This window comes from Acidilobus aceticus (genome assembly GCF_055392325.1).
On record NZ_AP042407.1, the window covers coordinates 133,879 to 155,451 of the forward strand.

Annotated in this window: 23 protein-coding genes; 14 read left to right on the forward strand and 9 right to left on the reverse strand. The window is 58.8% G+C overall.

The genetic code is table 11. From position 1 onward, the window contains the following. Positions 1–85: 85 nt before the first annotated feature. Complete coding sequence (locus tag ACZ5OO_RS00640) at positions 86–3,025, forward strand: glycoside hydrolase (RefSeq protein WP_464078277.1); 2,940 nt, start codon at positions 86–88, stop codon at positions 3,023–3,025. 133 nt (positions 3,026–3,158) lie between these two features. Beyond that, positions 3,159–3,971, forward strand: coding sequence for an SAM hydrolase/SAM-dependent halogenase family protein (locus tag ACZ5OO_RS00645; RefSeq protein ID WP_464078278.1), 813 nt, complete (start codon positions 3,159–3,161; stop codon positions 3,969–3,971). On the opposite strand, the gene ACZ5OO_RS00650 is transcribed toward ACZ5OO_RS00645, so the two are convergent. Next, positions 3,968–5,047, reverse strand: a complete 1,080-nt coding sequence (locus ACZ5OO_RS00650; RefSeq protein ID WP_464078279.1) for an NAD(P)/FAD-dependent oxidoreductase — start codon at positions 5,045–5,047, stop codon at positions 3,968–3,970. The two genes, ACZ5OO_RS00645 and ACZ5OO_RS00650, sit on opposite strands and share 4 nt — an antisense overlap. Before the next feature lie 107 nt (positions 5,048–5,154). Beyond that, the gene (locus ACZ5OO_RS00655; protein WP_464078280.1) at positions 5,155–6,372 is read right to left on the reverse strand and encodes a pyridoxal phosphate-dependent aminotransferase; all 1,218 of its coding nucleotides are present in this window, start codon (positions 6,370–6,372) and stop codon (positions 5,155–5,157) included. Between the two features lie 146 nt (positions 6,373–6,518). On the opposite strand from ACZ5OO_RS00655, the gene ACZ5OO_RS00660 reads away from it, so the two are divergent. Beyond that, on the forward strand, positions 6,519–7,094 hold the full coding sequence (locus ACZ5OO_RS00660) for a hypothetical protein (protein ID WP_013266747.1): 576 nt from the start codon (positions 6,519–6,521) through the stop codon (positions 7,092–7,094). Between the two features lie 263 nt (positions 7,095–7,357). Here the strand turns inward: ACZ5OO_RS00660 and cutA are convergent, their stop codons facing one another. Both cutA and ACZ5OO_RS00670 read right to left on the reverse strand, forming a co-directional pair. Further along, complete coding sequence (cutA, locus tag ACZ5OO_RS00665) at positions 7,358–7,693, reverse strand: divalent-cation tolerance protein CutA (RefSeq protein WP_013266748.1); 336 nt, start codon at positions 7,691–7,693, stop codon at positions 7,358–7,360. Positions 7,694–7,696: 3 nt separating this feature from the next. Continuing rightward, on the reverse strand, positions 7,697–8,017 hold the full coding sequence (locus ACZ5OO_RS00670) for a hypothetical protein (RefSeq protein ID WP_013266749.1): 321 nt from the start codon (positions 8,015–8,017) through the stop codon (positions 7,697–7,699). A gap of 158 nt (positions 8,018–8,175) precedes the next feature. Between ACZ5OO_RS00670 and eno the strand changes: the two genes are divergently transcribed. From eno to ACZ5OO_RS00715, 9 genes are all read left to right on the forward strand, one after another. Continuing rightward, positions 8,176–9,474 (forward strand): phosphopyruvate hydratase, encoded by a 1,299-nt coding sequence (gene eno, locus ACZ5OO_RS00675; protein ID WP_464078281.1) that lies wholly within the window; start codon positions 8,176–8,178, stop codon positions 9,472–9,474. A gap of 53 nt (positions 9,475–9,527) precedes the next feature. After that, positions 9,528–10,772 carry an adenosylhomocysteinase gene (locus tag ACZ5OO_RS00680; RefSeq protein ID WP_464078282.1) on the forward strand — a complete coding sequence of 415 codons (1,245 nt, stop codon included), beginning with the start codon at positions 9,528–9,530 and terminating at the stop codon, positions 10,770–10,772. After that, positions 10,769–11,899 (forward strand): site-2 protease family protein, encoded by a 1,131-nt coding sequence (locus ACZ5OO_RS00685; protein WP_013266752.1) that lies wholly within the window; start codon positions 10,769–10,771, stop codon positions 11,897–11,899. The genes ACZ5OO_RS00680 and ACZ5OO_RS00685 overlap by 4 nt, the downstream gene beginning before the upstream one ends. Positions 11,900–11,953: 54 nt before the next feature. Further along, positions 11,954–12,457 (forward strand): metallophosphoesterase, encoded by a 504-nt coding sequence (locus ACZ5OO_RS00690; protein ID WP_158303790.1) that lies wholly within the window; start codon positions 11,954–11,956, stop codon positions 12,455–12,457. Then, positions 12,458–12,841 (forward strand): M67 family metallopeptidase, encoded by a 384-nt coding sequence (locus ACZ5OO_RS00695; protein ID WP_013266754.1) that lies wholly within the window; start codon positions 12,458–12,460, stop codon positions 12,839–12,841. Positions 12,842–12,901: 60 nt separating this feature from the next. After that, positions 12,902–13,648, forward strand: a complete 747-nt coding sequence (locus ACZ5OO_RS00700) for a substrate-binding domain-containing protein (RefSeq protein WP_013266755.1) — start codon at positions 12,902–12,904, stop codon at positions 13,646–13,648. Positions 13,649–13,722: 74 nt separating this feature from the next. Next, a complete protein-coding gene (locus ACZ5OO_RS00705) occupies positions 13,723–13,947 on the forward strand; it encodes a CDGSH iron-sulfur domain-containing protein (protein ID WP_427973381.1) in 225 nt (74 codons plus the stop codon). A 109-nt stretch (positions 13,948–14,056) separates the two neighbouring features. Beyond that, the gene (locus ACZ5OO_RS00710; protein WP_148217140.1) at positions 14,057–14,323 is read left to right on the forward strand and encodes a hypothetical protein; all 267 of its coding nucleotides are present in this window, start codon (positions 14,057–14,059) and stop codon (positions 14,321–14,323) included. A 74-nt stretch (positions 14,324–14,397) separates the two neighbouring features. Further along, entirely contained in the window at positions 14,398–15,189 is a 792-nt protein-coding gene (locus ACZ5OO_RS00715) for an SDR family oxidoreductase (protein ID WP_464078283.1), read from the forward strand. On the opposite strand, the gene ACZ5OO_RS00720 is transcribed toward ACZ5OO_RS00715, so the two are convergent. From ACZ5OO_RS00720 to ACZ5OO_RS00735, 4 genes are all read right to left on the reverse strand, one after another. Continuing rightward, a complete protein-coding gene (locus tag ACZ5OO_RS00720) occupies positions 15,186–15,425 on the reverse strand; it encodes a hypothetical protein (protein WP_464078284.1) in 240 nt (79 codons plus the stop codon). The genes ACZ5OO_RS00715 and ACZ5OO_RS00720 overlap by 4 nt on opposite strands. A gap of 371 nt (positions 15,426–15,796) precedes the next feature. Continuing rightward, complete coding sequence (locus ACZ5OO_RS00725) at positions 15,797–16,354, reverse strand: hypothetical protein (protein ID WP_464078285.1); 558 nt, start codon at positions 16,352–16,354, stop codon at positions 15,797–15,799. A 54-nt stretch (positions 16,355–16,408) separates the two neighbouring features. Next, positions 16,409–17,971, reverse strand: coding sequence for an NAD(P)H-hydrate dehydratase (locus ACZ5OO_RS00730; protein WP_464078286.1), 1,563 nt, complete (start codon positions 17,969–17,971; stop codon positions 16,409–16,411). A 51-nt stretch (positions 17,972–18,022) separates the two neighbouring features. After that, positions 18,023–18,601: a hypothetical protein gene (locus tag ACZ5OO_RS00735; RefSeq protein ID WP_464078287.1), complete on the reverse strand. Its 579-nt coding sequence runs from the start codon at positions 18,599–18,601 to the stop codon at positions 18,023–18,025. A gap of 92 nt (positions 18,602–18,693) precedes the next feature. Here ACZ5OO_RS00735 and ACZ5OO_RS00740 point away from each other — a divergent pair, with 92 nt between their 5' ends. Next, positions 18,694–19,908 (forward strand): MFS transporter, encoded by a 1,215-nt coding sequence (locus ACZ5OO_RS00740; protein ID WP_013266763.1) that lies wholly within the window; start codon positions 18,694–18,696, stop codon positions 19,906–19,908. After that, the gene (locus tag ACZ5OO_RS00745; RefSeq protein ID WP_464078288.1) at positions 19,898–21,016 is read left to right on the forward strand and encodes an MFS transporter; all 1,119 of its coding nucleotides are present in this window, start codon (positions 19,898–19,900) and stop codon (positions 21,014–21,016) included. Before ACZ5OO_RS00740 ends, ACZ5OO_RS00745 begins: the two co-directional genes overlap by 11 nt. On the opposite strand, the gene ACZ5OO_RS00750 is transcribed toward ACZ5OO_RS00745, so the two are convergent. Next, positions 20,995–21,558 (reverse strand): cysteine hydrolase family protein, encoded by a 564-nt coding sequence (locus ACZ5OO_RS00750; protein WP_464078289.1) that lies wholly within the window; start codon positions 21,556–21,558, stop codon positions 20,995–20,997. The genes ACZ5OO_RS00745 and ACZ5OO_RS00750 overlap by 22 nt on opposite strands. Positions 21,559–21,573: the final 15 nt, after the last annotated feature.

Below are 21,573 nucleotides of genomic sequence, written 5' to 3' on the forward strand. Positions count from 1 at the left end.
ATGAAGTATAACCCTGTATTTACGTGTATACATATTAGCATAAAAGTTAAAAACAAGATAGCTTACGACTACGGCGGTGTAAGTTATGGAAGCCCTTAGGAAAGTCCTTGCGGCTTTCACGCTAGCCCTAGTGGTAGCCGCCCTAGTAGCTCCCTTCACGTCGCTGGGACCCCGCGTCTCCCTGGCTCAAAGTGACGAAGTTTACTCTAACTTCACGGTGACGCCCACTGGCTACCTTACCGTTTACCTCTACGGAGTGCCCCCCTCATCTAAGGTGCTGCTCTGGTGGGGCGTAGAGCCGTACCCGCAGGGGCCGTGGAGTACGGTCAACGGCACCCCGGGGAACATGGAGACCCCAATGACTTACAACAGCTCGATAGGGGCCTTCCAGGCCACCGTGGGGCCGTTCAAGAATGGCACGTGGATAGGCTACGTCTTCAACGTGAACGGGAGCACCTGGCTAAACTACGACAACCACCCGTTCTGGAACTGGAACGTCATAATTAACCCGCCAGCTAACATAATAGGCTTCACCAGGGCCTGGGTGCTGCCGAACGGCTCCATAGTTATAACTACCATAGGAAGGCCGCCGGATACCCTGCTGCTGTGGTGGGGCCTCACAACCGGCCCGCAGACGGGCCTGCCCTGGTACAACACGGTTGGCAAGCCAGGAAATAACGTGAGCGTCATGCACTACAACCCTCTCTGGGGCAACTACACCGTGATGATAGGCCCCTTTGAGCCCGGCCAGTGGGTTCAGTGGGTCTATCATGACAACACCACTGGGGCCTGGATACACAACAGCAACGTGAGCTCCAGCGCGAACTTCGCAATACAGGACGTCTACACCCCTGTGCACGTCGTTGCCGCCTACTATAACGAGTACGTCTACCTTGTCGGGGAGCAGGCCAAGGTCAACGTTACAGTGCAGAACGAGGGCCCGGCCGCAAGCTACGACGTGGCCCTTGTCGTGGGAACTAAGGCAGTCTTCAACTCGACAGTTACAATACCGTCGGGAACAACTAACCTGACGTTCAGCTTCCCCATCAACTACCCGCAGGGCATCTATAACGTGTACTTCCTGGTAGGCACCTCAGGCCTGTGGCAGAACACGTCTCTGCCGCAGCTCTACGTGCTTAACACCACCGGCAAGAAGCCCATAAGCGTCGTGATAGTGTGGAACATGCACCAGCCTCTCTACATAGAGCCCAACGGCACCTGGGGCCAGCCGTGGGTTCAAATTCACACGGGCCAGGATATGGACTGGAACGGGCAGCTCGTGGGAGCCTACGAGCTGCAGGCGATGCTGCTCAACGAGTTCCCCAACCTAAACGTAACCATAGACTTCACGCCAGTGCTCCTCTACCAGTGGGAGGCCTTCCTGCACCAGTCGAGCCCCACCTTCACGACATCCGGCGTCAACGTAACCCATGACATTAACGCCACCGAGTACACGCTGAGCCTCTACAGAAAGCTAGTCAAGGAGGGCAGGCTCCAGGTGCTCACGGTGCCCTTCTACCACCCGCTCATGGCAATAGAATATGATAACGGCTGGTCCTCCGACCTGCTGGCACAGATACTCATGGGCAAGAACATGACCGAGTACGTCTTCGGTGTCGTGCCCAACGGCGCCTGGACCCCAGAGATGGCCTTCAACATGGGCCTGGTCTGGCTCTACAATGAGACGGGCATTAACGCCACCGTGCTGGACTACCAGGCCTTCGTTCAGATGGCGCCCGACCTGACGGTCGTGTCAGGAAGCCTTAACAACGGCCCCTACGGAGTCTACGTAGTTCAGAACTCCCTGGGCCAGAGGATCTACGTGTTGTTCAGGGACACTAACCTCTCTAACGAGTTCGCGTTCCTCTTCTTCCACCAGTCGCCGCAGCTGACGGAGCAGGAGCTGCTCCAGTACCTGGCCAAGGTCTACATGGAGCACCCAGGAGGTGTCGTAGTGGTTGCCCTTGACGGCGAGAACCCGATAATATTCAACCCGATGCCGCTCTCCGGCGAGGACCTCTATGCCATATATCAGGCCCTCTCAAACGCCGAGGACCAGGGATGGCTTGTCACCCAGACAGTTGACCAGGCCATAGCAACCCACGGCGTGTCAGCCGTGCTGACAAACCTGCCAGAGGAGAGCTGGGCCCTCAGCCTCAACAACTGGAACAACGGCTACATAGGCAAGGTGCTCATCTGGAGGAATGTGACTGAGGCCAGGGAGTACCTGGTGGCATTCTCAAACGTGCTCGGCATGCCCACGTCGCCCCTGGTGCCGCTCTCCTTTGCCCACGCGCCGAACGCCAGCACAGCGGCCTTCGAGGCCATGACCCATATGCCCGCCTATGTAAACGTCTCGGGCTACACTGAGGCCAACCCGCTTTACATGTACTATTCGCTGTGGAACTACCTCTACGTCAGCGAGGGCAGCGACTGGACGTGGCAGGCTGGGCCGCCCAACTATGGGCCGCAGTGGTTCTCCGTGCAGCCCATAATATATGACAGTGCCATAGTAAACTACGTCAAGTCCCAGCTCTCTGAGATAACTCCAAGCGGCGCCATACCGCTGCCTGGGCTGAAGGGAGTGACCGTGTTCATAAACGACAGCCTCGGCGCGCCGCTGCCTATAGCGTCCCACGTGATAGTTGTCGTGAGCAACGGCACCGCCAACGCGAGCGCTGAGGTAACGTTGTACCCTGGCGTTGACATAGCAATAGTTAAGGGCGTCTACTTCAGGCCCTCGTCGCCAGTCTCAGTCTATATCTACGCCCCGCTGAACGCATCGCAGCTGGGCTCCTACATAGTGCCCTTCAGCAAGTATGGGCTCCTGATCTCCAGCGGCACCTTCGGGCTCGGCAACGTAACGTTCAACGTTAACGCGGTGCACATAGCTAACGTGAACACCACGGCGCCTGAGACCACCCATCAGACACCGCAGCCCAGCGACTACAGCGTCTGGGTAGTCGTTACGTTGGTTATAGTCGCAGTTATAATAGCGGTCATAGCTGGATACCTTAGGCTCTAAGCTTGGCTAAAGCTCTGACCCCTTTAATCATTCTTCTTTTTCTCCCCTTTTCCCTGATTAAGCTCAGGACTCCGCTGGGCCACAAAACGCGTTTATTGTTAATTGGCCGCTGAAGAATTCCTAGGCGGGGACCTTGTCCGGGTTTGTAGGGCTAATAACTGACTTCGGGGATTCCGTCTATGACGGCATTGTGGAATCCGTCATAAAGTACGTGGATCCCTCCATAAACGTGATAAGAATTGATAACGAGGTTCCGCACTTCTCCGTGCTCGCTGGGAGCTACATAACGTACTCCTCATACAGGTGGCTGCCGCCGGGCTCCGTAATAATGATAGTAGTTGACCCCGGAGTTGGGACCAGCAGGAGGGCAGTAGTCATAAGAACCAACAACTACTACTTTGTAGCACCCGACAACGGAGTGGCCTATGAGGCCGCCGCAGAGGACGGCATAAGGGAGGCCTATGCAATAAACTACTCCAGGGTCCGCTCGCTGGCCGGCGTCAAGGCATTCAACTCCTGGCCGCTCTCATACACGTTCCACGGCAGGGACGTCTTCGCTCCAGCGGCGGCCCTCATAGCCAAGGGGGTCCCACCGTCCCAGTTCGCCACCCCTATACCAGCTGGCTCCCTGGTGTCGCTTCGCCTCAGGTACAGCTTCCGTTCAGAGGGCGTCACGCGCACGAGGGTGGTCTACATAGACAAGTTCGGCAACGTCGCCCTAGGGCTCACGACAAGGGAGTACAGGCTGCCGCGCGGCAGGCTAGTGGTAAACGTCAAGGGCACCCAGCACGTGTTCACCACTGGCAGGACCTTCGCTGACGTCAGGCCTGGGGACGCCATAGCTTACATAAACAGCTTCGGGTTCGTGGAGCTCGCGATAAACCAGGGCAGCGCTGCCTCGAAGCTTAACGTTAACGTAGGTGATGAGGTGTCGCTGATACCTTAGCACTCGCAGAGCCTGTCAAAGGGCTCCCTGGGGCCGTTGAGCCTTCCATATAAGAGCCTTCTAGGCGAGAGCCTGCTGTCCTCTTTGCTGACTCCCTCAGCGACGTCCACTACTAGCCTTGCCAGGCCTGGTGAAAGCGTGAGTCCGGCTCCGTCGAGGCCAGTGAGTATATAATAGCCGTTGAGCTCGCCGACCACAGGCATGCCGTCTGAGGCTGATATGCACGGCGCTGCCCACGATGAGACGGGGTAGAAGTTCTCGGCGTCAGGCAGCCTGGCGGCCACAAGCTCCAGCACCTCATACGCCTCGCCCTGGGATAGCCTGAAGCCATCCTCAGGCCTCACCAGCTGGGAGTCCCCACCCCCAACTATGGCCTGGCCCTCAGCCTCAGGCACCACATAGAAGCCGTTTATGTCGTCTTCAACTATCACGTCAGGCGTCTGACCCCGCACGCTGTGGGCAGAGCACCTGTATATAGTGAAGTTGTCCCTTAAGCCGACGAGCTCTGGCGTCCAGGGCCCCGCCGCTATGAACTTCAGGTCCGCCTCCACTTCAAGGCCATTATAGAAAAGCCTGTCACCTTTTCGGATTACGGGACCCTCCTTCAAGGTGAAGCTCGCGTCGGCCAAAGCCTTGGTCAGGTGAGCTAGGGCATCGCCTGGACTTACCACCCCCTGCACCATGATGGAAACAGGCAAATCGTCGTCGCCAGCGAGCTTCAGGTTTAGCCCCCTTAACTCCTCGAGCCTCAGCACGTCAGCGTCTATGCCCTCGAGCCTCAGGGTGGAGATTACGTCCTTAATGCAGTGAAGTTCCTCAGGCCTTGGTATCCATACGGTTTTTGTCATCCTCTCCACTCCGAGCTCCGCATAAGCCTTCACGCCCTCTATGGCATATCCAAGTAATGACCTAGGAAGCTGTAACGATATTATGCCCGCGGCCCTTGATGAGGCCCCATAGCCGACGGAGTTCGCCTCATAGAGGGTCACGTCATAGCCTCTTCGAACAAGTTCATAAGATATCCAGAGGCCTGAGAGGCCGCCGCCTACGACTGCGGCCCTTCCTCGTCTATGCAACATCGCACCTGTACGTTGACGGTAGTCCTGGAGGGTTATTAGCATTAGCATGTAGCTGCCGTGTCCAAAAGAAGGGATTGACTTAGAGGTTACATATGGCGGCGCGGTTACCTCCTCATGGCCCCCGCGGCGAACTCGGCTATCCTCTTGACGCCTTCAACTATGTTATCCATGGACGTGGCGAAGCTGAACCTCACGAAGTCCCTGCCCAGCCTGTCAGGGAACGTGGTGCCGGGCAGCACTAGGACTCCCTTCTCGTAAAGAAGCCTGTTGACCAGCTTGTCCACGCTGTCAAGCCCTAGGGCCTTCATGAGCTGCGAGACCCTCGGGAACATGTAGAAGGCGCCCTGCGGCTTGTAGGACTCGAAGCCAGGGACCTCCTTCAGCAGGTTGTAGAGCGCGTCCCTCCTCTTCCTGAACTCGTCTATCATGTTCCTCACGGGCGTCCAGTCGCCCCTGAGCGCGGCCACGCCGGCCTTCTGAGCTATGCTGGTTGCACAGCTGTATATTGAAACTGCCAAGTCAAGCATCCTGCTTATGACCTCGCGCCTTGCAACGAGGTAGCCCAGCCTCCAGCCAGTCATCGAGAAGGTCTTGGAGAAGCCGTTTATGTAGAGGAGGTTGTCCCTCCAGCCCGAGTGACTTATTGTGCTGCCGAACTCCCCCTCATATATGAAGTTATCATAGATCTCATCAGCGACCACTATAACGTTCTTCTTCGCCGCCACCTCCATTAGCTCCTCTACCTGCCTGGGGCCTATTACCACGCCAGTCGGGTTGTTGGGGTTGTTGAGGAAGAGCAGCCTTGTCCTGTCAGTTATGGCCTCCTCAACTTTGCCTATGTCGAGGCTGAACCCCTTGCCCGGCTCGAAGTCCATGCTCACAAACCTTGGCCTAGCGCCGAAGAACTTCGTGACCTGGGCATAAGCGTAGTAGCTGGGCTCTATTATTAACGCTTCGTCCCCGGGCCTCAGGTAGGCCGCCCCTGCCATGAAGAGGGCGGTCTTGGTGCCCGTGGTAACTATTATCTCGTTTGGCTTAACGTCGGACTTATACCTGCTGTTGAGGTAGTCGGCTATGGCCTCCCTCAGCTCCGGTATGCCGGCCGTCTCCGTGTAGCCCGTGAAGCCCTGGTCAAGGGCGTCCTTGGCCGCCTCCCTTATGTGCTTGGGCGTCGGAAAGTCAGGCTGCCCTATGCCAAAGCTGATAACCTTAATTCCCTTGGACTCAAGCTCCCTTATAATCGGGAGGTAGCTGAAGGCGCTCTCTCCCTGTATTAAAAACATCTCCTGCTTGAGCCCCAGCGTCGGAGGCTCATTCGACAATTTTCAGGCACCAAAGTTAACTTGTACTGTCAGAAATTATAAGGATTTGAGATACAGATAGGGACATCTGAAGTATTTAATCTATAAGAGAACCCGCTACTACGTATTAAATACGCTTTGGAGAGGACAACTAGAGGGGGAGCCTATTGGCAAAGCTGCAAGTTAGGTGGTTCAAAAGGAGGACGCTGACAATAGGCCCAGTGGAGCTTGAGGTGATGAACCCAGTCGCCGATGACACAATAGAGGTCAGCGGCAACGTCCTGGACTCGATGCTTACTGAGGCCGACAAGTTAATGAGGAACAGGAAGGGGGACTTCGTCATAATCGTTGGTGAGACGCCCGAGACCAAGTACGTCATTGGCGAGGGGGTCAGGGACAGAGCGGGAACCAGGCAGCTGAGCGCCCTGCCCAGGAGGCTCCTGAAGCTCGCGGTTATAAGGCTAGGCTCCCTCTCCTCAGTTCAAACAGAGGGCATGGCAAAGTTCTCCCTGAGCTCGCTGGAGTGGTACGACGCCCCGCCAGACACCTACATATTCGACGGGCCGCTCAAGGCAGAGGACGACGTTGAGTACGTCGTGCTCCAGCTGGAGGACGGGATCAGGATTGTAAGGGCCCCGAGGCTCGCGAGGCTCCTGCTATCCTTGAGGCCTCCTGTCTCACAAGATCAAGGATCTCAGGGTGATGAGAGCGAAGAAGGTGAAGGTAGTAGCCCCGAGGAGTGAAGGATCCTCTCCTCTCGTTACAGAGGGCGCAGGTGAGAACCCCATCCTTAAGGCTCCTCAGCCTCATGCCAACAAGCTTTACAGCCTCGGCGTAGTGGCCTGAAAGGATTCCGAGCTCGGCGCTCTCGGGGCTCTCAAGGCCGCTGGCTATTTTGGCCACATGTTCAACTATAACGTATTCTAATAGCTCTGAGCTCCTCCTGGACAACTTGCCTCAAGGTAATATCACACTTTGACGGTTAAAAGCGAGGGGGAACATTGGGTCAAGCCTTAGCCTGCTGACCCCTGGGCGAAACTGAGCCTTCAAGCCAGGAGAGGTACTCCGGAAGCCCCCTCTCAACCCTGAGCGCCAGGACCTCAGGCACCTTATACGGGTGGACCCTCCTTATGAGCTCCTCAAGCCTGTCGTAGGCCTCCTCCGTGGTCTTTATTATAAGCAGGTCCTCCTCAGCCTCCTCTACCTTGCCCTCCCACCAGTAGGAGCTGTGGACCCCAGGTATCACGTTAACGCAGGCCGCTACCTTGCCGTCCAGCAGCTCCTTGGCTATCCTGGTGCCGTCGCCCTTGGGCGCCGTCACCAGGACCACGAGGGCCGCCAAGGCCTAGCCCTCTTCCTCGGGCGGCTCGTCGTTAAAGTTCTGTATGTCGCTTAGGTCGAGCGTTATGGTCTCTCCCTCCTCCTTTTCAGTGGTCTGCGGGACCCCGGCCCCCTCCTCCTCGCCGCTCTTGAACTTCTTTATCACGGCCTTCCAGGTGTGGCCGTTGGGGCACCTGAAGGCGCCCATAACTGTTATCGTCACCCTTCCCTCCCTGTCAGGTATTGGCGACACCAGCGTCCAAGTCCTCTCTGGGTCCGTGACTCTGACGCCGCACACGGGGCACGTGAACGGGTCCCCTGACTTACCCTTGGACTTCCTTGGCAAGCTTCCGCCCACTGGCCTCCTGACCCTTAGCGTTAAAATACCTAATAGGGTGCCTTGCGTCTGCAGCTTAATAAGAGGCCTCGGTCAAGGCCTGTGGCGGCGTAGGCGGAGCCCATCGCTTTTTACCTAGGGCCCTCACTGGCCACGCGGTGAGCTGAGTGGCCAGCGACGAGGACTTCATTATATCCTCGGTGCACGGCGTCCTAGCCCTCGACTCGAGGGGAAACCCCACGGTTAAGGTAATAGCTAAGACGAAGGCTGGGGTAGGCGTAGGCATAGCGCCCAGCGGGGCTAGCAAGAGCAGCAAGGAGGCCATAGAGAAGAGGGACGGCGGCAGGGGCTGGGGCGGCATGGGAGTTAACCAGGCGCTGTCAAACGTTAACACCATAGTCGCCCCCAGGCTCATAGGCCTCGACTCAAGGAAGCAGTCGCTTATAGACGGGGTCCTGATAGAGATAGACGGCACCCCTAACAAGTCAAGGCTCGGAGGTAACGTCACCACCGCGACCAGCATAGCGGTAGCTAAGGCGGCCGCGGCCTCCTCAGGGGTTGAGCTCTACGAGTACCTTGGAGGGCCAGGAGCTAAGGTGCTGCCGACCCCCCTCATGAACGTCATAAACGGGGGAGTGCACGCGGGCAACAACCTAGCCTTCCAGGAGTTCATAATAATACCTGCAGGCGCCCCCACGTTCACTGAAGCCATGAGGATGGCCGTTGAGGTCTACAAGTCCCTCAAGAGCTACCTAAGCGACAAGTATGGCAAGACGTCAACTAATGTGGGCGACGAGGGGGGCTACGCGCCGCCTATGAACGAGGTCAGGGAGCCCCTCGAGGCCCTGAGGGCGGCCATAAAGGCCGCAGGGTACGAGCTGGGCTCTGACTTCTTCCTGGGCATTGACGCGGCCTCCTCAGAGTTCTACGACCCTGAGAAGAAGGCCTACAGGGTTGACGGAAAGCTGTACGACCCTGGCTCGCTCCTCGACCTCTACGTTCAGCTTGTCGACGAGTTCAGCATAGCCTACCTCGAGGACCCCTTCCACGAGGAGGACCTGCAGCACTTCTCTGAGATAACTGCAAAGCTCGGCTCCAGGGTCCTCATAGTTGGCGATGACCTCTACGCTACTAACGTCAAGTACCTGCAGGAGGGCATCAAGGCCAGGGCGACCAACGGGGCCCTGGTCAAAGTAAACCAGGTGGGCACCCTCACGGAGACCCTGGACTACATAAGGGTCGCCAGGAACGCCGGCATAAGGCCCGTCGTAAGCCACAGGAGCGGGGACACCGAGGACCCGTTCATAGCTGACCTCGCAGTTGCGGTCGGCGCCGGCGTGATAAAGACCGGCGCCCCGGCCAGGAGCGAGAGGCTGGCCAAGTACAACAGACTCCTTGAGATAGAGGACTCCCTGGGCCCGATGGCGACCTACGCAGGCAGGGAGCCCTTCATTACCAGGGCCTGAGGCCCACATCTGAGCTTATTTTTAGCGGCCCCTCCCTAGGCCGGGGAAGCCAAGTGGAGGTCAAGGTCAAGGACCCCTCGCTCGCCGGCGAGGGCAGGCTTAAGATAGAGTGGGCCGAGGCCCACATGCCCGTCCTTATGGAGCTCAGGCGCAGGTACCAGGACAAGAAGCCCCTGAGGGGCTACAGGATCTCAGCGGCCCTTCACGTCACCAAGGAGACGGCCGTGCTCATAAGGACCCTGAAGGCGTGGGGCGCCGAGGTATCCCTGGTGCCAAGCAACCCCCTCTCAACGCAGGACGACGTGGCCGCGGCCCTGGCCGATGAAGGCATAGCGGTGAGGGCCTGGAGGGGCATGAACGAGCAGGAGTACTTTGAGGCCATAAGGGAGGCCGCCAGGTCCTCCCCTGACGTAGTGGTAGATGACGGCGCTGACCTCCATGTGACACTCCACGAGGAGATGCCCAATGTAGCGAAGAACGTCATTGGGGGCAACGAGGAGACGACCACAGGGGTCATAAGGCTCAAGGCCCTGGAGGCCAGCGGGAGGCTCCTCTACCCCGTCATAGCAGTTAACAACGCGCTGACCAAGTACCTCTTCGACAACAGGTACGGCACCGGCCAGAGCGCGCTGGACGGCGTGCTCAGGGCCACTAACGTGCTCCTCGCGGGCAAGAGGCTTGTGGTAGCCGGCTACGGCTGGGTCGGAAGGGGCATAGCAATAAGGGCCAGAGGCATGGGGGCCAGGGTTATAGTCACCGAGGTTGACCCGATAAGGGCCCTTGAGGCGGTTATGGACGGCTTTGACGTGATGAGCATGGACGAGGCCGCGCCCCTGGGCGACATATTCATAACGGCCACGGGGGACAAGGACGTCATAAGGAAGGAGCACATGCTCAAGATGAAGGACGGGGCGATACTTGCTAACGCCGGCCACTTTAACGTTGAGGTGAGCGTGACGGACCTGGAGTCCATAGCAAAGTCCAAGAGGGAGATAAGGCCGAACACCGTGGAGTACGCGCTGCCCGACGGCAGGAGGCTCTACCTCCTGGCAGAGGGAAGGCTCGTCAACCTGGTCGCGGCCGAGGGACACCCAAGCGAGGTCATGGACATGAGCTTCGCTAACCAGGCCCTCTCGGTTCTATATCACATAAACAACAGGGGGAGGCTGCAGCCCAAGGTTTACGACGTGCCCCTTGAGCAGGACCAGGAGGTGGCCAGGCTGAAGCTAAGAACCATGGGCATAAATATAGATGAACTCACGCCGGAGCAGCAGGAGTACCTGAGGAGCTGGAAATGAATGGAGCCACTGCGGTCCTGGCGGCGGCCCTGTTTGTTGTGGCCTGGCTCCTGCTATACGTTAGCCTGAGGAACCGAAAGGTCGAAGGCCTCACGGTTTACCCCTTTATCCTGATTTACAGGCTGAGATACTCCAGGAGCCCCCTGAGGCCGGGGCTTGAGTCAAAGCTTGTAAAAGTTTACGGCGTTGCGGGCCTGGCGGCGACGGCTTTTGCCATGGGCTACTTCTACTTTGTCAGCGGCTCCCTGTTCCTTGAGAGGTACCTCGTCAGGGCCCCGCAGGCGAGCGCCGAGGGCTTCGTGCCCCTCATACCGGGGGTCACGGTAGGCCTCTATGAGTTCATGTTCATACTGATAGCCGTTGGCGTGGCTGTCCTAGTTCACGAGTTCTCCCACGCCATTGTCTCAAGGGCCGCTGGCGTGCCCGTGAAGGGGGCCGGCCTGCTGCTAATGGCCTTCGTGCCCGCGGCCTTTGTGGAGCCAGACGAGGGGTCCCTCAAGGCTGCCCCGCTAAGGTCAAAGGTAATGATATACGCGGCCGGCGTGGCCTCCAACGTTGCCCTGGGCTTCCTCTTCGCCTATATTATGTCATTACTTATACCGTCGCTGGCCTCCGGCATAACCATAGTGTCCGTGGAGGCGAACAGCCCAGCTTACGTCGCTGGCCTGCTGCCCGGCATGAAAATCATAGCAATAAACGGCGCGCCCGTGAGGACCGTCACCCAGGGGCTCCAGGAACTGATAAAGGCCGGCGCTGAGGGCGCGGCGCCTGCCAACGTCACCCTGACCGTGATATACAACGGACTTGAAAAGGCCGTGACAGTCGTCAAGCCTGCCGGGGTGGACCACATAGGCATAGAGGTTGTCCAGAGCTTCAGGCTCAACTGGCTCGTGGAGCTCCTCACGTCATTCTACGTTGTTAACATGGGCCTGGCGCTCATCAACGCCGCCCCCTTCGCCTTCCCGCTCCCAGGCTTCGGCGTGGAGAGCGACGGGGGGCAGATGCTCAGGGAGGTGCTGTCAAGGGCCGCGGGCAGGCTAGGCTACGCTATATCAGCTGGGGTTGAGATGGCAACCTTGCTCCTCATAATAAGCCTCCTGACGCTCGCGCCCGTCAGGCTCCCGTGAGTGCTAAGGAAAATAAGTTCCCCCAACCACGCCAGAGGGGGTAACGCCTTGTTAGTGGCTGTCATAAGTGACTCGCATGACGATGTGGCCTCTATGAGGCTGGCGGCCGCTAAGGTGAAGTCCCTTGGGGTAAAGCTTATCATACACCTGGGCGACATAATATCGCCGTTCACGCTCAGGGAGCTCGGTCAATCTGGGGCGAGGGTGGAGGCCGTTTTTGGCAACAACGACGGCGAGTTTGAGATGTTAAGCGAGGTTGCCAGGTCGCTTGGAGGCAGGATAGGGAGGTGGCCAAGGGTCCTGGACATAGATGGAAGGAGGATCCTCGTAATGCACGGCCAGGGGCCTGCTGATAGCACCGTTGAGCTTGCCCACGCTCTTGCTGAGTCGGGCAGGTACAGCGGGGTCCTCTATGGGCACACCCACCAGCAGGAGCTCACCTATGAGAGGGGGGTGCTGATACTGAACCCAGGCCCGCTGGCTTCATTCCTTGGGGGACCGTACATGGCTTTGCTTGAGACGACCTCCATGGCGGCTAAGCTTGTGAGGCTGAGCTGATTGAGGAGCCTAGTTATCGGCAGGGGCCTCGCGGAGCACCTCAGGATGCTCTCCATGGGGAGGAGCGAGGAGACGGGGCTATGCCTTGGGATAGGCAACAGGGTGCTCGCGCTGGAGCCGGCCGAGAACGTGCTGAGGTCGCCGACTGAGTTCATGGCCAACCCGCTCGACATAGTTGCCGGCTATGCAGTAGCAGAGAACCTAGGAGTGGAGGTCGTAGCGCTTTACCACACGCATCCCGGCGGCCTCCCTGTGCCAAGCGATAAGGACGCCGAGGGCATGAGGCTCTGGCCGCTTCCATGGATAATAGCCTCGAGGAGCGGCCTAAGGGCGTGGGTTTTAAGCAATGACGCGCCTGAAGAGATAGCTATTGAAATTGTGTAGCCCGAGTATAAACTAAAGCCCTTTTGCGAAAGGGGGCCGCTGAGGCGCCTGTGACCGACCATGGAGGCCGTGGAGCTCACGCTGCCTCCCTATGACTCGCTCTCTGATATACATGGTTATACTGATGGTGTTCCCATGTCCTTCGCTGGCAACCAGTGGTTCCTAGTCGACAAGATCGTTGAGATCCTCCTGAGGAGCGGCATAAGGGCCTACATAGAGACCATACCTCCTGGAATAGTGAGGCAGAGGGCCCTCGGGGCGCCGCTTAAGGTGGGGACACTTACCTTCTCGGCCAGGCCCCAGGTGGTTTCCCTGCCGCCAGCGCTTCTGGAGGGCCTACAGCTTGAGGAAAGGTATGAGTACGTCGAGGACACTATAGTGCTGGCCTACAGGGGGTCAAGGCCTAACGTCAGCTCATGGTGCGACATCAGGGAGATCCCAAGGCTTGCTATACCAAACCCTGTGACCGAGGGCATAGGCGCCCAGGTAAGGGACGCCATACAGAGGTCCTGCGGAGGGTATGAGTCGCTGGCGTCCCGCTCCTTCATAACTAGGGTTCACCACAGGGAGATACCGCCCCTGCTCTACGGCAACGTGATAGACGCCGGCGTCATGTGGATCTCTGAGGCCAGGTACTGGGGCCTCAACTACGTGGTGCCGCAGCCTGAGCTCAGGGGGCGGCTGGCCTTCGCGCTCCTGAGCGGCGCCAGCGAGGACGCCAGGAGGGCCTACAGGGTCCTGGTGAACTCAAGGGATGAACTTAAGGCTGCCTATGAGGCCTACGGCTTCAAGTGGATAGGAAGTTGATAAAGCAACTCAGATGAGTTCTATATTAAAAAGTCTTTTTAACTAATAAGCTCTTCAATGGCCTGTGAGCGGAAATGGCAAGGATAGTGCTTCATGAGAGGAACCATCCTTATATCATAAAGTTAGATAACGGAAAGGAACTCCACATATGCGCCTGCGGCCTCTCCCAGAACAAGCCGTACTGCGACGGCCATCATAAGCTGACCCTGAACGAGGAGCCAGGTAAGATTTACGTCTATAAGCCTGACGGCACGAGGGTCGAGCTCATAAGCTACTACCCTGAGGAGCAGGGCAAGTAAATCAGGCCTGAATAATAACCCTCTTCTTTCTTCTTTTCTTTTGTTCTTAGGTATTATTTCCCCTGTTGGCGTTAATGGTCTCCATGCCTACTACCTCCTGGTGTCCCTGTTGGAGTGCCTGGACGTTCACGTGGAGAGGCTCCTTAAGGAGGAGATAGCTGAAGTCCTTGAGGAGATAGGAAGCGTTGACGCAAGGCTTGAGGAGCTCAGGGGGAGGAGCGACGACGACTCAAGGATAGAGTTTATAGTGATGAGCGCCTACAAGAGGCAACTCGTCGAGGACCTTGACCAGCTGCTGGGGTTCGCAAGCTATCATAACATGGACGTCATAGGTGACCTAGTTGCAAAGCCTCAGCAGGCCGCGGGCGTCACGTGAAGGCCCTCAGTGCTGCAGTGGGTCCTCATCAGTCAGCGGTTACATTACATCACCGGGCCTACGCATTTTAACTGGTGGTCTCAGCTTCCCCTAGGTGGCTAAGGCTGAGGGCCTTAATAACGGCCTCTAGCAGGGGCATAGGTTTTGGAGTCGCCAAGGTCATGCTTTCGAGGGGGCATGAGGTCACGATAAACGGCAGCTCCGAGGAGCACGTGAACAACGCCCTGAGGCAGCTGTCCCCCCTGGGCAGGGTGCACGGCGTTGTGGCCGACATAACCGCCCGCGAGGGCGTGGTGAAACTTGTCTCGGAGGCGGTTAAAGCAATGGGAGGGCTCGAGGGCCTCGTCTTCATAGCGCCGCCGCCGAAGCCAGGGAAGTTCGAGGAGCTGAGCCCTGCTGACTGGGAGCTCGGCGCCAGGCAGCTGATGCTGAGCGCGGTGTGGCTCGTGCAGGAGGCGCTGCCCTACCTTAAGGCCAGCAGGGGAAGCATAGTGATACTCTCAAGCTTTGCCATAAGGGAGCCCGTGGAGGTGCTGGCGCTGAGCAACGTGATAAGGATTTCCCTGGCCGGCCTGACCAGGACCCTGGCCAGGGAGCTGGGCAAGTACGGCATCAGGGTCAACATGGTGCTGCCCGGCAACATAGAGACTGACAGGTCGAGGCAGGTGATAGAGAGCAGGGCCAGGGCTAAGGGCATAAGCTACGAGGAGGAGCTCAAAATAGAAATGGCTGACGTCCCGCTAGGCAGGATAGGAAAGCCGGAGGAGGTCGGGGAGGTGGTGGAGTTCCTCCTGAGCGACAGGGCCAGCTACGTGAGCGGCGCTGCCATACCGGTTGACGGCGGGCTGCTGCACGGAGTCTTTTAGAGGGGCTCGAGGTACGCGCTGAGCCCTAGCCTGCTTAGGACTCTCCTGCTGACCCTTATTCTGGCCCTGCGACCTCCACTTAACTTTATGAGGACCTCGTTCATAAGCCTACCCTTGACTACCTGGACAGACAGTATATGATATTGCTGAAGCCCACTGGGATTGCATGACTCCCTCAGCGCCCTGCTAAGTCTAAGCGAGCTGCCCAATAACAGCATGGAATCAAGGAAGGCCAAGGGGCGCCGGCTACTAGGCCGAGGACTATGACTAGGGAACCCCTCAGGTTAAGCGATGAGATGGCCAAGCTCAAACCAGTTAAGACAGCGGCCACGGCCTCCGCCAGGTAGACGCTCCTTCTCTTGCTCCGAGCGGCACCCATTACTAGATCCTCCCCGATGGGCCTCTCCGCCACAGACCCCGACAATATAGTGATATCGCAGGAGTACTCCTTGTTGTCGGGTCCAGAGCACATGCCTGTGACTATCCATGCGCCGGCCCTGCACCTCTGAACATATGACAGCCAGGCCTTATCCCTGTCCATCTCAAGGCCTAAAGCTAAGCGCGTGTTAAAAGGGGTTGCACAAGATGAGCGCCAACACGTAGGACTTCAATATGTGGGCGTTGGGCTCAGAACGCCCTGAGTCCTAAGCTGCTCAAGCTCCCCGCCACTCAAGTAAAGCGTAGCCCTGACGCCGTTTGCCATCGTAACAACTACCTGCCTCGCGCCCCCAGGGCCCTCCAGCTCCTCGGCAGACGTTATGGTTACGAACTCCACGCCCTCCGCCTTGCAGAGCTCGTCCCTGCTAGTCATGACTGAAATTGAGGAAAACCTCCGTGCGGGTGAGGGCCTGGCCCTTAGGACCACCGCGATAACAACTATTGCCAGCGCCGCAGCAGCGAAGTAAAGTCCCTGGGAGGTCACTGCCTTCGTCTGGTAGAGGACGAGAGTGAGCAGGACGTCAAGTGCCACCCCAATGGCCGCGTAGAGCCACCTCCTGGCCGAGCCCTGCCCGTACGAAACTGCCTGGCCCATTGATGCCAGCGGCCTGACGCCGCCCTCGGCCCTCCTCAGGTACACCATGCAATGAGCAGGGCCCCTGTAGCCTTTGACGCCCTCGCACGTGCCAAGGCTGACGTAGATGCCGTTCCTGCACTCAATAAGCATACTAGTCGGCCGAGACCTTAGACGTCCGTCATTGTTTAAATTTTTGAGAAGGGCTCAGCCGCCGCCCGAGATGAGCGAGTAGGCCTCCCTTATGGCCGCCTGGACCTTGTTCAACACATCAATTGCCGTTATGTTATCCCCTTTCTCCTCGACCGCCAGCTCGCCCGCCCTGCCAGAGGTCCAAGCGGCCGCAGCAGCTATGTTGAGGGGCTCCAAGCTCTTTGAGAGGGCGGCCCTCCTGGCCAGGAAGCCCGCGGTTATCCCAGTGAGCACGTCCCCAGTGCCGCCTACTGCCATGGCTGGGTGGCCCGTCATGTTGAACCTGCACCTGCCGTCGGGGCCACATATTACGTCGCCTGGGGGCTTAGGCGCCTTAACTATCACGGTGGCGCCGTAGGTCTTGGCTATCTCTGCCGCGAGCTCCTGGGGTTCCCCGTCGTGGCCCGCGAGCATCCTGGCCTCGCCCCTGTGAGGCGTTAGCACGGCCTCTGGCCACAGCTTAGGCCTGAGCTCAGCGACAGCCTTGAGGGCGTCAGCGTCTATGACGGTTGGCTTGCCCCTTATGGCCTCGAGGAACTCCGCCACAGCCTGCTTGGTCTCCTCCGCGGTGCCGAGCCCTGGGCCTATTGCGACCGCGTTCACATGCCTGGCCTCCTCGACCAGGTCCTTAACGTGTTCCCTAGTAATGATATCGCCCTTGAGCGGCACCGGTATTATGCCTGGGTTCGCCGTGGCGGCGGACCTCGCCACGTCCTCGGGCGCAGCCAGGAACGAGAGGTCTGCCCCAGCGTAGAGCGCTGCGGAGGCCATGTAGAACGGCGCCCCAAAGTAATGGTAGGAGCCGCCGACGCTCAGGACCTTGCCGTTGCCCCCCTTGTAGGCGTCCCTGGGCCTCCTTGGGATTCTTGCGGCGACGTCGCCAGGGCCGGCGTAAATGTAGGCGTCCCTCGGCATCCCTATGTCAGCCACCAGCACCTGACCCACGTAAGGCTTAGCCTCGTCGGCAAGAAGCCCTGGCTTAAGCGTGCCCATGGTCACAGTTATGTCAACCCTCGCCGTCCCCTCGACGGCCTTCCCAGTGTCGGGGTCGAGGCCAGTCGGTATGTCCACGGCAACCCTGAGGCCCTTGGACGCGTTGAAGGCTGCCAGGGCGCTGGCGACGGGCTCCCTCAGCTTGCCTCTCACGCCTATGCCCAGTATGCCGTCTATGAGCGCGTCGGCCTCCTGGGGGCTGTAGTCCCTGGGGTCGTCAAGGTGTACTATCTTTACCGTCTTAAGCCTCTGGAGGTGCTGCAGGTTCAGCGCGGCGTCCCTGTGCTCCACGAGCTTTGGGTCGTATAGGAGGTAAACTGTGACGTCAGCCCCTCTCAGGGCCAGGTGCCTCGCCGCTACTATGGCGTCCCCGCCGTTGCCCCCCTTGCCAGCGTAAACTACGACCTTCCTGTTCCTCACGTCACCCAGGACACACTCGACGGCGTCTGCCACGGCCCTCCCAGCGTTCTCCATGAGGAGGAGCAGGGGGAGGCCGAGCCACACGGTGTTTGTTTCGTAGGCCCTGGTGTCCTCAGTGGTCCACGTCTCTGGGTTCCTGATAAAACCGGGACACTCCAGCTCCAAGCCTGACCCCGTTGACTCTGGGGCCCAAGGCTCTATTTAAGTGGCCACGGGCTAGAGCCCGGCCCTGTTAAGCCTTCCTTCTGGCTCGGCCACGTAGCCCATTACTCCCAGTATCTCCTCCCCCTCACCTATTGCGTGGCCTACTAGCTCCACCTCGTCGCCAGGCCTGAAGACCTCGAAGTCCGCCAGCACGCCCATGGGGTCGTAGCCTCTAGTGTAGAGCTCCTGCATCACTATTATGAGCCTTCTGACGCCCCCTCGCAGGACCTCTAGCTGGACAACCTTCGGCGAGGGCGACTGGTTGTAGAACCCAAATATCACTATCGCCTGGTCGTCCCTGACCCTGTACCTCAGAAGCGTGTTCCTGCCGCTCCTGACCTGGAACATCCACTCAGGGCCAGGAAGGCCAAGGTCCTGGGGCCTCAGCTGCCTCACCACAAGCCTTTTGCTGACGCCGCCGCTCAGGAACGCTATGCCCGCCTGCATGGCCCTCTTCTGGGCCTCCAGGTAGACGCTGTAGACCGACTCCCTGGGCATCACCGTTATGGGGTAAATGACCGCGTACTGCTCCTGCCTAATGTTATACTTCGAGATATCTATGTCCTCAAGCCTCCTGAAGCTGTCCTCCATTCGCTTCACCCATGGCGCTTCCAGGGCGCAAATTTAAAGGCTAGATATTTCTAATAGAGATATATGGAAAATTTACGCTTAGGGGTAGCCAAATGAAGGAGCCCACCAGGTCGCTTGTTTACCTGAGCGTGCTGAGGTCCGTGAGGAGCGTCGCAGCCGGGATACTCTTTATAGTGTTCCCCTACATGGTGCGTGAGCTGCTTCACGGGAGCCTCTTTGAGCTCGGCATAATGTACGCCGTGGCGGGGCTTGCCACAGCGGGGCTCTCAATCATAGTCGGCTACATGGCTGACCTCATTGGAAGGAAGGCCTCGCTATACATATCCTCCGTCCTCCTGGTGCTGACGCCCATAGTAATGCTTGTTAAATTTAACCTAGCCACAGCGTTCGCGGCTGCCATACTCGGAGGCATATCAGCCACCGGAGCCATGGGGGCGGGAGGCGTCGGGGGCGTCGTGGGGCCCGTGCAGAACGCCATAATAGCTGACCTAACCCACAGGGGCAACAGGACGAAGCTCATATCGCTGCTTTCCTTCATAGGCAGCGTCACAGCCGCGGCTGGAACTCTGATCGGCGGCATGTTTAACTACAGGGAGGAGCTCCTTCTGGCCACCGTGATAAGCGCTGCCTCGATGCTGCTCATACCGCAGCTCAGGCTCCCAGACGTGAGGGCCAGGGGCCTGAGCATGAAGTCCAAGGTCAACGCCTTTAAGTTTTCAGTGACCGGGATGCTCAACGGCCTCACCAACGGCCTCACTGTGCCATTTATAGTGCCCATATTCATCTATGTCTATGACGCCCCGAGGTACCTGACCGGCGAGGTGACAACGGCCGCGTCGCTTATAGCCACGTTCTCAATGCTGCTGGCGCCGAAGCTTGAGGAGTCCCTGGGCTTCCTGAGGAGCATATACATAACCAGGGGGCTCACGATACCCATAATGCTGGCGTTCCCCCTGGTCGGCAACTTCTGGGCCGCCGTGGGCCTCTACCTAGCGTACCCCATGCTGAGGGTCATAGCAATACCGGTGCAGCAGTCCTTCCTGCTCGAGCTCACCCCGCCCGAGGAGAGGGGGAGGGTCTCAGGCTACAACCAGGGGTCAAGGCTTCTCCTCTCATCAGTTGGCACCTTCATAGGTTCCCCGTTCTTCTACCTGCAGGACGCATCACTGCTCGGCCTCATGCCCCTCTACGCAGTGCCTTTCTTGGCCTACGCCGTGGCCATGGGGGCTAACATATACCTTTATAGGAGGTTCTTCGGAGCTGACGAGGCAAGGCTAAGGGGGTCAAGCGCTGGAGTTGAGGCCTGAGGACAGGCTAGCTATAATAGGCGCCCTGAGGGTGCTGGGCTTCTCTATAGCGTTGCCCTTCGCTGGGCTGGCGCTTAACCTTGACTTCAGGGAGCCCCTGGCGGTGGTCTCAGAGTTCTACGCTTCGCTTGCAGTGTCCAGCGCCCTGGGCCAGGTGGTCGGCGGCTACGTCAGCGACAGGACGGGAAGGGTGAGGACCATGTTTATGAGCGGGCTCGTGGCGTCCCTCAGCCTGGCCGTGGCGGCCCTCCTCTGGAGGGCTACAGCCATAGAGGTGCTGCTCGCCGTTCAGTCCTTCTTCTCCAACGCCTACTCGGTCGCCAGCATGGCAATAGTGGGGGACTACTTCAGCGAGCACTCCAGCCTGGTGAAGGCCTACGGAAGGCTCAGGGTCGGCTCCAACCTCGGCTGGGCCCTCGGAATAGCTGTTGGCGGGGAGCTCTACGCGCTCATAGGCTTTAGGTGGCTCCTTGCGGTGACCTCGGCCGTCCTGGCGGCCTCCCTGGCGGCCCTCTGGGGACTTGGTGAGCCGCCAAGGAGCGAGCTGGCCGTCGCCTTCGAGAGGCCGACCCCTGCCATGGTGAAGTTCCTGGCCCCCACGTTCATGACCTTTATAATAGCTGGACTCATGGGCTACCCGCTCGTGCAGTACTTCTCAGGGTTTCTGAGGATAAGCACGAGCTACTCTGGGGCGCTGCTGGCCATAAACGGCCTCATGGTAGTTCTACTACAGGACATGGTAGCTAGGAGGGCCAGCGCGCACAGCCCGGCCAAGTCCCTCGCCACGGGCATGGCAATCTACAGCCTGGGCTACGGCCTCATGCCTATGGTCAACAGCGTCCCGGCCGCCGCCTTGGACATAATGCTAATTACCTTGGGCGAAATGATAGTGATGCCCGTCTCTTCGGCGGTAGCTGCGGAGCTCAGCTCCCCTAGGGCCAGGGGGTCCCACATGAGCCTCTACGGCATAGCTAATACTATTGGAAGGAACCTCTCCTCGGCCATCTTCGCTGCAGCAGCCTACTCCCTGGGGGCCTCCTATGGGTGGGCCCTCATGGCCTCCATAGCTATGGCCTCGTCCGTAGGCTACCTCGCTGTAATAGGCTGAGCTGACCTGAGGTAGCTCTCCACCTCGTCACTGTTGAGCACGGTAGCGCCGTAGACCTTCTTGTAGTAGGTCTCCCAGTTCTTGTCAATCCTTGCGGCCACCGCGTCCCTAACAACGACAACCTTGTAGCCCCTGAAGAAGGCGTCTGCCGCCGTGTGCCTGACGCATATGTCCGCGTCAAGCCCCACTAGGACTACCGTATCAACGCCGAGGGACCTAAGTATGTGGTCCAGGGCCGTGCCGAAGAAGCCGCTGTAGGCGTGCTTCTCGAGGACATACTCGCCCTCCCTGGGCGCCAGCTCGCTGTAGACCTCGGCCCCCCTGGTCCCCTTCATGGCGTGCGGCCCCCAGAGGGGCATCTCTATGTCTGTCGGGTAGTGGGCGTCATTGACGTATATGACTGGCCAGCCGTTGCGCCTGAAGGCCTCAAGGACCTTTCTCACGGGGGTCACCGTGGCCTTGGCCTCCGGGGTCGCGAGCGCCCCATCAATGAAGTCATTAAGCATGTCAACAATTACAAGCGCGGGCCTCAAAGCGCTCACCTAGAGAACAGCTGT